Genomic DNA, 13,161 nt, shown 5'->3' on the forward strand with positions numbered 1-13,161 from the left:
ATACATGTGTAGGATCCATACACACGTAAAAAGGTATAGCCTGCATTATCAGTAACTACCCATTTGATTGCCTTTACTATACTATTTTTCCAGAAACGTTGCAAGCGTTTTATTGATTTTTCTTTTTTTGCTTCGTTTCAACTAGACACGGATCAGCCTTTCTCCAAACTGCTCACTGATCCAGCAACCGGCTTTGCCCTTCGATTGTTTGGATCTCCGTAATGTCTTGCGTGACTTCTAGACAACCTAAATAGATGCCTGCTTCATTTTTTAATGCAAAGTAGCGAATATAGATTTTACGGCCCCGCATATCGATCCAAAATTCAGCTGTCTCCCTTGTACCCGCTCGAAAATCATCCAAAATCTGTTGCACGAGATGCATGCTTTTCGGTGGATGGCAGTTGACGACTTCACGACCTAAAACCGAATTCGTTCGTGGAAAGACGCGACTCTTGCCTTCTGAATAAAAGCGCACCCGCTCTTCACTATCTACAAAGGTCAAGTCCACTGGCAACGTTTGAAAAATGGCCACCAATTGCTCAAATTGCAGATTACCAGTAGGCAATGAAACGGTCGGCTGTTCAGCAATTTGCGGCGAATCTTCCGATTCTGTGACTTGAAAGTCATCGAATCCTAAACCGACTGCGATGCCAGCGGTTGTTTCTTGGGCTTGTTTGATCGCCGCTTGCCGTGCGGGTTCTGCCGCCTGTTCCTTTTCAAGGGCTTCTTGGCTCGGTTTCCAAGGAAGCGGTTCTGGGATAAAGGCAAAGCCGATGTCAAAACTGTCAGCCGCAATTTGTTCCCAATCTTTAAGACTGAAGACATCCAGCGTCATGGGCACCATGATTTCTTCTTCTTTGAAAATCATCTCTTCGATCTCGTTTTTGACTGCTTCCCATTGGACAGCGATTGGATTATAGGCAGCTTTTTCGGATGCCAAAAGCTCATTGAGCGCTTTGATCATAACCCGAATATCATCATCAACACCCCACATCACTTTTGGCGGCGCAGTGATGCCGTACTTCTCCATGTAAGAAAAAATCAACGTTTCTTTTCGCGCATAGTGTTTGTCGATCTGCATTAAATCATTGCAGGCAGCTTGTAGACGCTTTTTAGGCGTCCAATCACCGGTTTTGATTTTGGCTAAGAGGCTGTCGATCTCATCGGTCAACAGGGATTGCAGGACTTGGTTCTCCAATTTCAGGGTATGCACAGGATGGCCTGGTTGCCCATATTCTTCATTGGAGTGATGGATCTCATTGATCGATCCTTTAAAAACAGCAGCATGAATATTGCACAAACGCTGAATCTCAGAAGGGTCCAACCCCGTTTGGATCAAAGCTTTTTCAGCAGCAGTGATCTCCGTCACATCCACACCATCAAATTCTTCGTTAAACAAGCGTTTAGCTTCTTCAAAGGAACCGCCTTGGTGAAGCAAACTCAGTATTTCGACGATCCGTTCTTGTCTTTGACTGTTGGTTTTCATTTCGTCGCTCCTTTCACAAGAAAACCTTGTTTTTCGAAAGCGAGACAAACCATTTCCAAGGGGATCTTCTTCATCTGAGCACCTTTGGGTATCGTCATATAACGTCCAGCAGTTTGCAGCATCCCTGGTTGATTGATCGCCGTAAACCCTAGTTGACTCATGATTTCTTGTATTTCAGGATATTGTGCCACAAGTTCATAGAGCGTTTTTGACAGATCGATTTCTTTCATAGTAAGGTCTTCCTTTCAGTGAGAATGATTCTCAATAAGATATCCTTAGTATAAATCATTTTGTTCAAAAATACACGAACTGCCGCAAACATTTATCAATCGATCATTTTTTTCTAAGATTGTCGGTAACGGCACACCACTTTTTCCAACCAATCGATACTGGCAAAAAGCAGATAGCCCATCAAAGCAATCAGGAGGATACCCGAAAGCATTTGTGGGTAGTCCATTTTTGACCACGCACTTAAGATCAGATAGCCGACACCATACGTCGTGTTATAGTTTTCGGCAAAAAAGAGGGAAGCCAACGCGATCCCGATACTGACCCGCACACTGGCAAAAAGCACGGGCATGAGCGCGGGCAAAATAACGAAGCGCAAGACATGGTGCCATTGGTTGGTATAATTTTTCATGACTTGAAAATACGCTGGCGGGATCTTTGTGACTGCATCACGAATCGAGACGATCACTTGAATGACGATCACCGCAAAAATCAAGAGAACTTTTGAGAGATTGCCTAAGCCAAAGAAGATCATAAAGACGGGTAAAAACGCAACTTTAGGAATCGGATATAAAAAGTAAAGCAGTGGACCAAGCAGCCGATCCACTCTTTGGGATCGCCCAATCAAGATCCCTAACGGCACCCCGACCAGCAACGCCCCACTCAACGCCGCAAATACCCGCAGCAAACTGGCACCTGCGTGGATCAGTAAGACTTCTCGTAATGCCCAAAAACGTTCAGCGGTTTCTAAAGGATTAGGCAACGAGCGGTTGTTGGTCACCCAGCTTACGCCCCACCAAACCACGACAAACGAACAGAAGCCCCAAGCAAAAGATTTGATGGGTTTCATTGCCTCGCCTCCCTCATTTGTTCTTTCAACTGCAAGACGACTTCATAAAAAGCCAACGAGTCTCGTTCCTGCTGGCTGCCGTAAAATGGATTACTGATCGGCGTAACGCCCTGATCTTTTAGCAGCAAAATCGTCTGCCCCAAAAACACTGCCTCTTCTGGATCGTGGGTCACCACGATCAAGCTTTTTTGTCTGCGCTGCTGTTGGGCAGCGATCATGGCTTGGGCGTTTGCTTTGGTTTCTTGGTCCAGCGAAGCAGTCGGCTCATCCAATAATAAAACATCGGGCTGTGTGATCAGTCCCCGCCCCATGGCAGCCCGCTGTTTTTGACCGCCGCTAAGCTGATGCGGATAGCGGTCCTGCACCTGCGTCAATCCCAACTCAGCCAAACAGCTGGCGACCCGTTTTTTACGACTCTCACTAGGGGTTTGGTTGATAATCAGCGGCATTTCCAGTGCTTGGTAGACTGTTTGCCAAGGAAACAAATGCAGTTCTTGGAAAACGACCTCGATGTTGTCAGTGGAACAGCCTTGGTAAGTGATCGTGCCCGATTGCGGTCGCTGCAACCCTTTGACCAAGGATAAAAGCGTGCTTTTGCCAATGCCCGATTCTCCCAGCAGCACATAGGTCACGCCTTGTTCAAAACAAAACGAAAGGTTTTTAAAAATGGCGGTATCTCCATAGGTAAAGGAAACGGTATCGAATAGAATACTCATCAGAGAATAAACTTCTTTCTTCAAATTATTTGTGTTGGTTTTCACATTTTATGCTATACTATTTTTTGCGTGATTGACAAGAAAGGATGGTTTATGATGTTTCAGACCCTCGTATTTCATGAAATACGTCCCGAAGCAGAACTTTATGATCAGGTCCGCCCGATCAAAGTCGCAGACGGGTATCAAGATGCCTTGCCTCTGCCCTTATTCAATAGCACTTCTCATTTTAAACAACAAATCGACTTTTTGAAAGCAGAAAATTACCATACGTTGACCCTTGCAGAAGTCAAAGATTTTTATTTCCGGCAGCAGCCGCTACCAGAAAAATCCGTGTTGCTGACCTTTGACGACTGTTATCAATCGATGAAAGAATATGCCTACCCACTGTTGAAAGAAGCTGGTTTCAAGGCAACTGCCTTTGTCGTGACTGGCTGGCTTTTTGATGCCCCTCAGCCTTACGAGCCAGAAGTTTCGCAGACATTGAGCAGCGCCGAATTAGCCGAAATGAGCGATGTCTTCGAATATGCCAATCATACCGATCATTTTCACGAACGCAAGGACCAGCAAGGGCGTTCAATGTGGGAAACATCAGCAGCTTTTGCGCAAGACTTACGAAGCTGTAATCAGCACGTGGCCATCAAGGATGTTTTTGCCTATCCCTTTGGCTTTTATGATCCACAGACGATCGCTACCTTGGAAAAGGAAGGCTTTGTTCTAGCATTTACCACTAAACCAGGTATCAACACGGCACAAACCAAGCCAATGGAACTCCATCGGGCAGTCATCCCGTTCTCACTACCAATGGCTGCTTTTGAACAACGATTTAGAAACGAGGAAATGAACCAATGAAAAAAACGATTTTAGCAAGTATCCTAGCACTATTCGCTGTTGGCGCTGCCGCCTGCGGCAACACTGACGAAACAGCAAGTACCAGCAATTCCAGCACTAGCAGTACAGAAGCTGCGGTCACAGATCAAACATTGACGATCGGGGTGTTACCAGCTGAATCAGCGATTCCGATCATTCTAGCAAAAGAAGAAGGCTTTTTCGAAAAGCAAGGATTGACTGTGGAACTCAAATCCTTCACTTCCCCGAATGACCGCAATGTGGCGGTGCAGTCAGGCGAGCTGGATGGTACGATCAGCGATGTCATGACAGAAGCGACCTTTAAGCAAAACGGCATCGATATGACGATCACTTCTGATATTTTGGAAAACTTCAAGATTCTCGCTTCACCGAATTCAGGGATCACTGAGATGAAAGGGTTAGCGGATAAAAAAATCACCCTTGTACCGAATTTCATTTTAGAATACATCATGGACCAATTTGCACAGGAAAATGATTTTACCTATGACATCGTGGATATCGCTTCTTTTTCTGCCCGTTCCGAAGCATTGCTCAATGACCAAGTCGATGGCGCTGTTTATACGGAACCGCAAGCCAGCATGTTGGCTGCCCAAGGGGCGATTGTTTTAGGCAGCTCTAAAGATGCTGGCATCAAAGGCGGCACACTGCAATTTATGGACGAAGTTATCCAAAATCGCCCGCAAGACCTAAAAGCATTCTACACTGCTTATAACGAAGCCATCGATTACATGAATGCTCATTCAGCAAAAGACTATGCCGACATCTTGGCAGACTATCAATTTCCCGATGCTATGAGTACTTACTTAGACAGCCAGGAAGACTATCCGTATGCCAAGGCAGTGCCGCAAGAGCAATTCGACGCAATCATTGCTTGGACGAAAGACAAGGGTCAAATCGACCAAGCATATTCTTACAACGAGTTGACCAATTTCGATTTTTTACCCGCTGACGAATAAGAAACAACAAAAAAGACGCATTTGCGTCTTTTTTGTTGTTTCACTTCTTTTTGATACTCTTTTTTGCTCGTGGCAAAAAATTCAGGTATACTTTTGACAAATCAGCTGCCATGAAAGGATTTGATGCAATGCCAACGATTGCTGTTTATACCGAGCAGAAAGAAGATACTTGGGAAGCACACTTGACTCACCAGTTAAAAATAAATGAAGAAAGGACCCAGGCTCATCAAACATTTCATAACGAACCTTTAACGATCGACGAATATTTTTTTGCAGAAGATCCTGCCCCTTTTCATACGAATCAAGCCGTCAGGCAGCAATTAGCAAGCAATGGCCGCAGCTGTCTGCCACTCGTGTATGTCGACGATCAGCTATTTTGCCAAGGCCGCTTGCCAACGATCCTTGAATGGGAACAATTGACGAAATCTGGGATCACTGTGCAATTTGATGCGTAAGATCAAAAGGCGTTGAAGGATTTACCCTTGACGCTTTTGCCGTGTCGGTATTCCCAAAGTCAAATCACGTTCCTTCGACCAAGCGATGGCACCTGACAGCAAAAAGAAACTAATGACCGTCCCTTCCCTCACCGCTAGCGGTAAGCCCAAACTGATCGCTAGCAAGAGTGCCCCCGAAATACAGACTGCATCAACGCCATAACGGTACTGCTTAAATGTCAAACGACTGCGTTGCGCCAGCAAATGACACCAGTGCTCGATTGGAAATTTCAAGACCTGCAACCGTAGGACTTGTCCCGTCGCCGTTCCAGAAATCAAGATCCCACCGATCAAAGCAGCTAGTTGGCTCCAATAATTCGTCAAGTGCAGCGATGCCAAGAAGTAGTAAACAAAGCCATTGATCAAATAGCCGAATGCCAGCAAAGCGATAAACATAATCAAGTACTCACTGCCTTTTTGTTTGAGGGACGTCTGCCGCCGATCCAATAGCCAACAGGCAGCTAAAAAGCCCAAGTTGATGGCTGTTGTGATGGTGCCGACTTTGATTCCTGACATCGTTGCCAGCGTGACATTCAAGGCATTAAAACTACTGACCCCAACGCTTGCTTTAATGGTCAAGCTGATCCCGAATGCACTCAGCCCATAAAAAATCCCTGATCCTATCCATTGCTTTTTATTCATTTTTTCTCCCACACTTTCTTTTTTGCTTTTCTAAGTATGTGCTATACTGACTAAAAACAAATAGGAGATTTCTCCTAGTTTGGAGGGAAAAAGTGAAAAAAACCGCTTATGCCTTGGCAATAAAGCAGGTACCAATCAAAGAAAGCTGCCCCTTGCCGATTCCTGAGGAGATTTTACAACAAAGTGCCCTCTGGACCTTTGATCATCGAGAAGCGATCCAAAAAGAAACGGTGCCGATGTCGGTCTTTTTCGTCCTATTGACTGGCAAAGCCAAGATCATTCAAACGCAAGAAAACGGCAAACGTGCCTTGCTGCAGTTTCTCCATCCTGGTGATTGCATTGGCGATCTCACGTTGATTGGCGCCGAAACAGTACCGAAAACCGTGGTTGCGATCGGTGAAACAACATGTCTGGGCATTCCGATGCAAGCAGCAGCCCACGGGCTCATGCAAGACCTGGCTTTTGTACAAACGCTAGGCAAAACTATCGGTGAAAAATTGCTGCTGCGTATGGATCATTTTTCCGTCAATCAAACCTATCCCTTAGCTTGGCGCCTTGCCCATCTACTGTTGGAAGCTTCGATCGATGATCTTTTTCAAGAAAAATTGACGGAGACCGCAGAATACTTAGGCGTGAGCTATCGCCATTTAACGTATACCTTAAAAGATTTCAAAACGCAAAAACTAGTCACAAAAACTGCAGACGGCTATCTGATCGATGCGCCTGCGCTGCAGACCTTTATCCAAAACCAACAAAAGCAGTAACAAGCAAATAACGACAGCAAAATAGTTGGTATGATGCCCCCCTAAAAGCCAGAGAAAAAGCTGACTCTTGGGGGTGCAACAAAAAAAACCAACTGTTTGCTGTCGTTTTCGGATCGTTGCTTTATTTTTTCGCCAATGCCCAAGCATTGACACAAACCGTGCCGGTTCCGCTGAGAGCGATCGCCTCGGTCCGTTTGGGATACACGCGAGAGGTCAAACAATATTGCCCGCCATTTAGGAAGATCTCAATCGAAGACGTATCGACAAAAATCTGCAGCTGCGTCAGTTCATCGACCTTGACACTGCGCTGTTTACGACCGTAGCCAGAAACGCCATGATGGATCGTGAAGACACCAGCTTCATAAGCCAAAGTCGTATCTTGCAAAAGTCCAAGCTGGAACTGCTGCAATGGGACTTCCGCCGTAACTTGCAACTCATATGCCAATTCATCGAAAGACAAGTGCTGCGGTTTCTCTGAAAGCACAATTTTTTTGCTGACTTGCTTGTCTCGCAATTTTTGGAATTCTGGCAAAGGTTCTTGATACAACTGGTCATTTTTGACCGAAAGCTGTCTTGGCAGCGTTGCGGCATGCTGCCAGCCGCGAGGGATCGTAGGATTGCTGTATTCAGGACTGGTATCCCCTAGCCCCATCCAGCCCCACAAGATCCGACGTTTCTGCTCATCTTCAAAGGTTTGCGGGGCATAGAAGTCAAACCCATAATCAAGTTCACGAAACGCAGAAGTTTCTTTAAACGTCAGGGTTTCCCAATCCACCTCACCAATCAGATACCCTGATTGATGAATATTTTGGTAGGCATGTTCTTTGGCTGCCAAGCCTTGCGGTGAGAAGACCAACACATCTTTGCCATCTAAATGGAAGTAGTCTGGGCATTCCCACATGTAGCCTAGAGCATAGTCCTCACCGAAAAAGATTCCTCGATAGGTCCATTCATTTAAATCCGTCGATTCATAAATCAAAATTTTGCCTTCGTTTTCCAACGTACGCGCGCCTAGCAGCATATAGTAGGTGTCTTCGTGGGCAAAAACCTTTGGGTCACGAATATGATCGGTAAATCCTTCAGGGTAGTCCTCATGAGGAATCACGACTTCTTGCTTTTCGACGGTATAGCCGTCTTTGCTGATTACATGGACCGTGTTTTGTTCTCGTCCACTAAAGGTATAGTCATGATCACCAGGATGTTTGACATTCCCAGTATAGAAGAAATGGATCGTGTCATTCTCGATAAAGGCAGAACCCGAGTAGACCCCATCTTTGTCATAGTTGTGTTCGGGAGAAAGAAACAGCGCTTCTTCTTGAAACGTGACATAATCCGTCGACGTTTTGTGTCCCCAGTGGGGTGGTTCCCCGCCATGGGGTGTTTGCGGTACATATTGATGATAAAAATGAACCACGCCTTTGAATTGGCAAAGACCATTCGGGTCGTTCATCCATCCTGTTTCCGGCATCAAATGGTAGTTCAAGCGCCACGTATCAGCACTGATTTTTTCTGCTAAATCGTTTTGGGTTTGGGCAAGCTTTGCCCAGTATTCCTTCGTTAACAATGTGGTACCTCTTTTCTCTTGCCGATGAACAGCAAGGGATTATTTATTGGTTCAACTCTTTGGCTAGCGGTTTGCGCTGCAATTGGACACCAGCAAAACCGACACCAAAGGCAATCAAAATCACGACAACGTATTTCAGCATGGCACCGAAATCTCCAGTATACAACAACAGTCCTGGAATAAAAGTGATGCCCATCCCAGTGGCAGCTAATTGGAAGACATACGTCGCAAACCCGCCGACTGCGCCTCCCAGCATGCCTGCGCCAAAAATGCGCATCGAGCGTAAGTTGACCCCAAATAGTAAAGGTTCAGTGATCCCAAATAAGGTTGGAACCGCCGCACTGATGGCATTTGAGCGTTTGACTTTGTTTTTATAAATAAATGCCGCAGCAATCGCAGCCCCAAATTGTCCCGCCATACTTGCTGTACCTAAGACTTGTAGGACGTTTTCGCCTGTCGTATTCAATAACCCTAACTCAATAATACTTAACGAATGGTGCAATCCAGTGATCACGATTACTTGCTGAACCCCTCCGTAAATGATATAACCGATGCCCAATGGTGCTTGCACCAAGTAGACGATACTGTTGATGACTGCTCTTTCAGCTACTTGCAAGATTGGTCCTAACGCAAACAAAATCAAACCTAAAGTAATGACAATCGTTAAGAATGGTGTCACGATCAAGTCCATCATTTGCGGAACAAATTTACGGAACCATTTTTCTAGCTTAGAAACTAAGATCCCGACAATAATTGCTGGAAAAATCGACCCTTGATACCCAGAGATCGATAAACCGAATAAGTGCAGTGGCTCTGCATCCCCGCTGGCAACTGCCCAAGCGTTCGGCAATTGCGGTGCCACCATCATCAATCCTACCACGATCCCGATGATCGGATTACCGCCGAATTTTTTCGTCGCACTATAGGCGATCAAAACAGGTAAAAAGGCAAACGCTGTATCCGTTAACATTTCAAACATAGCTAACCAGTCAGCACTATAAGTGACCCCCAACTCGGTCAATAATCCCCGAATCCCCATCAAAAGCCCCGTCGTTACCAAAGCTGGAATCAATGGCACCAAGACATCTGACAACGTGCGGACAACTTTTTGGACGGGTGACAGATTCGAATACACATCATCTTTGAAGCCAGCTTTATCAGCGGAGGCGTCATTGCCCATTTCTGCTGCGAAGGCTTGATAAACTTCATTGACTTTTCCTGTTCCAAAAATGAACTGATGCTGTCCCGTGTTGAAAAAATAGCCCTTGCTGCCCTCAACTGCTTCCGCTTTGTCTTTATCTACTAACTGATCGTCTTTCAAAATCAAGCGCAAACGTGTGGCACAGTGTTCAAAGTTTTTGACATTTTCTTTGCCGCCAACAGCTTCTAACACTTGGTCGATCGTTTTTTGTTCCTTCATTTTTCCCACTCCTTTGATCGTCGGTCCATTTGTGGAACCGGTTCTACATTTGTAGATTAACAGAAACCGCTTGCAATTGCAAGCAAAGAAAATAAAAAAACAGAACGCCGCAACTGGACGTCCTGTTTTCTCTAAAAATGTTTGCTTTATTTCTCCTGCTTTTCACGCTTGGCAGTCGACTGTTTGACCACTAATCGATTCGGTAATTCGATCACCTCAGGAACCTCTTCCCCTTGCGTCAGTTTTTGGATCGTTAAGACGGCATCGGTGCCTAATTGGACATAGGGATATTGGGTCGTTGTGATGGTCGGATAGACATAATCCGTCGAATCATAGCCACCAAATCCGTTCAAGGAAAAGTCTTGCGGCACTTGATACCCTAGTTCATGGGCGGCTTTCAATACAGCAACAGCAATATTGTCGGTAGCACAGGCGATGTACGTTGCCGATTGATCTTTCAAGAACACAAGGGCTTTTTGGTACGTTTCTCTTCTTGAAAAGGAGGTTTCGATAAAGTCGACTTTGACGTTGGGCGTTTGTGCTAAGACATCCAGAAATCCTTTTTTCCGCAAGACACCTACCGCATAATCATTTTCGCTAACACCAACAAATAAATAACGTCGGTGGCCAGCGCTGACTGCATATTCTGCCATGGTTTTGCCAGCTTGATAATCTTCATGGACGATGGAATGAATGCCAGCTAACTGTTGACCTAACAATAAAACAGGCATAGGAACCTCTGCCAGCACCGCTTGCAGCTGCGGCGTGATTTTGCGCGCAAACAGGATCATCCCTGCTACTTTTTGTTTGACCAGCATTTCGATATTTTCTAATTCCCGTTCATCGCTTTGATCAGAGTTGGTGATTAGCATTTGATAGCCGTTTTCCCGTGCCGTCGTATCGATCCCTTTCAACACATCATTTGTCGATGGCGAATTCAGTCGAGGAATGATCACGCCCAGCAATTTCGTGTCTTGGGCTTTCAGCGAACGAGCAAATGTATTGGGGCGATAGCCAGTTTCAGCAATGATCTGATCAATTTTTTTGCGCTTTTCTTCACTGATATAGCCATTGTTCAGATAGCGGGAAACCGTACTTTTCGCTACTCCCGCCTTTTCAGCAATGTCCTTGATCGTTGTCATGATTTCCCACCTTTGCGTTTTCTTTTATTATAACAATAACTGAAAGAAAAGCGCAGGTTTTGCGTGAAAAACAAGTAGGAGGGAAAGATCAAGTATTTTTTCATCTCCTAATGCTAAGTGCTGATAAAAATAATTGCAGACAAAGTATTGATTCAGATATCTTCTTTTTTACAAGTACTAAGATCAATAAAAAAGAGTGTCTTCAGCAGACATTAAAAACGATTGAGTTTTTCGTTTCCATACTAAGATCATACCCACACAATTCTTTAAAGTAATTTTTATAGTCGCTCTCAATAATTCTTATGATGTCGTTGTCTGAAAACTCCTCATACCTAGATAAATCAACTAAAAGGCCCAATTTTGCATCAATCCCAAGAATTTGTGGAATAACCTCCCAAAAGGTTTCTTTCGAAATTTCTTCAATTAGTTGATTTAATCGTTCTACTTGTTTTTCTAAATAGTCTTCCAGCGTGTCTTTCTCTCTTGGCAAACGATCTATCTCTTTTTGAAAATAATTGACATACTCTTTTTTCGTCGCAAACAACATTTTCTTATACTCCTCTCCGCTCTTACTGATTATTCTCACATACCATAAAAGGACTACGCATCCCTTTTCATTTATTGAATACTCTATTTTGTAACTAGTTTTAGATTTGAGAAAGCAGCAAAACCTTCGTGGGCTTTGCTGCTTTTTTTAATATTGACTAATGTAAGTCTTACCTGTCTTTATTTTTCTTTTTGTCAAAAATAATGATTAAGGTAATTAATAGTAGTAGTGATCCAACAATGAGCATGATTCGTTGCCCCGCCATCATTTCCCCAGTATTGGGAAGTTTTGGATCTGCAGGATCTCTTTTGTCATTTTCTGGATTCTCTTTTTCAGGCGAAGTTTGTCCACCATTATTTCCTTCTTTTTGATAGACATAAATCACTTTTTGGACGTCATTCGTAAACGTTCCAGAGGCGTTGGTTGGTATTTCCATCACGGTCCAACCAGAAATTTCTTTTGGCTTGCTTTCATATGGCATGTCGACTTTCCCAGTTAGAATCGTTGGCTTCGATAGTTGATTTCCTTCGGTATCCTCATACTTAACTATCACTGGTGCCGCATCGGAGCGGTCATAGACATAGATCACTTCTTGTGGGTCTTCACCAAAAATCCCATGGGCATTGCTTGGTTCCTCTGGCACATACCAACCTGGAATTTCTTTTGGTTCGCTTTCATATGGCAATCCAACTTTCCCGCTTAGAATCGTAGGTTCTGACAATTGATTTCCTTCGGTATCCTCATATTTGACTGTCACTGGTGCCGCATCGGAGCGATCGTAAACATAGATTACTTCCTGTGCGTCTTCGCTAAAAATTCCACGAGCATTGCTTGGCGTTTCTGGAACATACCAGCCTGGAATTTCTTTTGGTTCGCTCTCGTATGGTAAGCCAACTTTTCCGCTTAGAATCGTTGGTTCTGACAATTGATTTCCTTCGTTATCCTCATACTTGACGGTTACAGGTGCCGCATCGGAGCGGTCGTAAACATAGATCACTTCCTGTGGCTCTTCGCTAAAAATTCCATGAGCATTGCTTGGTGTCTCTGGCACGTACCACCCTGGAATTTCTTTCGGTTCGCTCTCGTATGGCAGACCAACTTTTCCGCTTAAAATCGTTGGTGCCGACAGTTGATTTCCTTCGGTGTCTTCATATTTGACTGTTACGGGGGCTGCATCCGAACGGTCATAGATATAGATTACTTCTTGCGCTTCTTCAGTAAACGTTCCAGACACATTGCTTGGCATTTCTGGCACATACCACCCTGGAATTTCTTTCGGTTTGCTCTCGTATGGCAACCCAACTTTTCCGCTTAAGATCGTTGGTTCCGACAGTTGATTTCCTTCGGTGTCTTCATATTTGACTGTTACAGGTGCCGCATCCGAACGGTCATAGATATAGATTACTTCTTGCGCTTCTTCAGTAAACGTTCCAGACACATTGCTTGGCATTTCTGGCACATACCACCCTGGAATTTCTTTCGGTT

General features: G+C 44.6%; 14 protein-coding genes. 4 read left to right on the forward strand and 10 right to left on the reverse strand.

From position 1 onward, the window contains the following. Positions 1-172: 172 nt before the first annotated feature. The 4 genes from IAE45_RS10245 to IAE45_RS10260 all read right to left on the reverse strand — a co-directional run bounded on the left by IAE45_RS10245 (position 173) and on the right by IAE45_RS10260 (position 3,280). Positions 173-1,486 carry a DUF438 domain-containing protein gene (locus tag IAE45_RS10245; protein ID WP_200126380.1) on the reverse strand — a complete coding sequence of 438 codons (1,314 nt, stop codon included), beginning with the start codon at positions 1,484-1,486 and terminating at the stop codon, positions 173-175. Then, positions 1,483-1,716 (reverse strand): DUF1858 domain-containing protein, encoded by a 234-nt coding sequence (locus IAE45_RS10250; protein ID WP_010747746.1) that lies wholly within the window; start codon positions 1,714-1,716, stop codon positions 1,483-1,485. The genes IAE45_RS10245 and IAE45_RS10250 overlap by 4 nt, the downstream gene beginning before the upstream one ends. Before the next feature lie 113 nt (positions 1,717-1,829). After that, positions 1,830-2,564, reverse strand: coding sequence for an ABC transporter permease (locus IAE45_RS10255; RefSeq protein ID WP_200126382.1), 735 nt, complete (start codon positions 2,562-2,564; stop codon positions 1,830-1,832). Further along, the gene (locus IAE45_RS10260; protein ID WP_233619004.1) at positions 2,561-3,280 is read right to left on the reverse strand and encodes an ABC transporter ATP-binding protein; all 720 of its coding nucleotides are present in this window, start codon (positions 3,278-3,280) and stop codon (positions 2,561-2,563) included. Before IAE45_RS10260 ends, IAE45_RS10255 begins: the two co-directional genes overlap by 4 nt. Positions 3,281-3,376: 96 nt before the next feature. On the opposite strand from IAE45_RS10260, the gene IAE45_RS10265 reads away from it, so the two are divergent. From IAE45_RS10265 to IAE45_RS10275, 3 genes are read left to right on the forward strand one after another with little or no spacing between them, the layout of a single operon-like run. Then, positions 3,377-4,129: a polysaccharide deacetylase family protein gene (locus IAE45_RS10265; RefSeq protein ID WP_200126386.1), complete on the forward strand. Its 753-nt coding sequence runs from the start codon at positions 3,377-3,379 to the stop codon at positions 4,127-4,129. Further along, the gene (locus IAE45_RS10270; RefSeq protein WP_200126388.1) at positions 4,126-5,103 is read left to right on the forward strand and encodes an ABC transporter substrate-binding protein; all 978 of its coding nucleotides are present in this window, start codon (positions 4,126-4,128) and stop codon (positions 5,101-5,103) included. The genes IAE45_RS10265 and IAE45_RS10270 overlap by 4 nt, the downstream gene beginning before the upstream one ends. Positions 5,104-5,153: 50 nt before the next feature. Beyond that, positions 5,154-5,558, forward strand: a complete 405-nt coding sequence (locus tag IAE45_RS10275) for an arsenic metallochaperone ArsD family protein (RefSeq protein ID WP_200126406.1) — start codon at positions 5,154-5,156, stop codon at positions 5,556-5,558. Between the two features lie 21 nt (positions 5,559-5,579). On the opposite strand, the gene IAE45_RS10280 is transcribed toward IAE45_RS10275, so the two are convergent. Further along, complete coding sequence (locus tag IAE45_RS10280; protein ID WP_200126390.1) at positions 5,580-6,239, reverse strand: YczE/YyaS/YitT family protein; 660 nt, start codon at positions 6,237-6,239, stop codon at positions 5,580-5,582. Positions 6,240-6,331: 92 nt separating this feature from the next. On the opposite strand from IAE45_RS10280, the gene IAE45_RS10285 reads away from it, so the two are divergent. Continuing rightward, positions 6,332-7,003 carry a cyclic nucleotide-binding domain-containing protein gene (locus IAE45_RS10285; RefSeq protein WP_200126392.1) on the forward strand — a complete coding sequence of 224 codons (672 nt, stop codon included), beginning with the start codon at positions 6,332-6,334 and terminating at the stop codon, positions 7,001-7,003. 121 nt (positions 7,004-7,124) lie between these two features. Here IAE45_RS10285 and IAE45_RS10290 read toward each other — a convergent pair whose 3' ends face one another. The 5 genes from IAE45_RS10290 to IAE45_RS10310 all read right to left on the reverse strand — a co-directional run. Continuing rightward, positions 7,125-8,567, reverse strand: coding sequence for a glycoside hydrolase family 32 protein (locus tag IAE45_RS10290; RefSeq protein ID WP_200126394.1), 1,443 nt, complete (start codon positions 8,565-8,567; stop codon positions 7,125-7,127). A gap of 43 nt (positions 8,568-8,610) precedes the next feature. Then, positions 8,611-9,987 carry a PTS transporter subunit EIIC gene (locus tag IAE45_RS10295; protein ID WP_015509272.1) on the reverse strand — a complete coding sequence of 459 codons (1,377 nt, stop codon included), beginning with the start codon at positions 9,985-9,987 and terminating at the stop codon, positions 8,611-8,613. Between the two features lie 146 nt (positions 9,988-10,133). Beyond that, entirely contained in the window at positions 10,134-11,129 is a 996-nt protein-coding gene (locus tag IAE45_RS10300; protein ID WP_200126396.1) for a LacI family DNA-binding transcriptional regulator, read from the reverse strand. Between the two features lie 202 nt (positions 11,130-11,331). Continuing rightward, complete coding sequence (locus tag IAE45_RS10305) at positions 11,332-11,676, reverse strand: DUF7006 family protein (RefSeq protein ID WP_200126398.1); 345 nt, start codon at positions 11,674-11,676, stop codon at positions 11,332-11,334. Positions 11,677-11,845: 169 nt separating this feature from the next. Beyond that, positions 11,846-13,161: MucBP domain-containing protein (locus IAE45_RS10310; protein WP_200143127.1), on the reverse strand; the 1,316-nt coding region annotated here is incomplete at its 5' end.

It is taken from the genome of Enterococcus sp. S53, from assembly GCF_016516865.1.
In the GTDB taxonomy this organism is placed as follows: Bacteria; Bacillota; Bacilli; order Lactobacillales; family Enterococcaceae; genus Enterococcus_D; species Enterococcus_D innesii.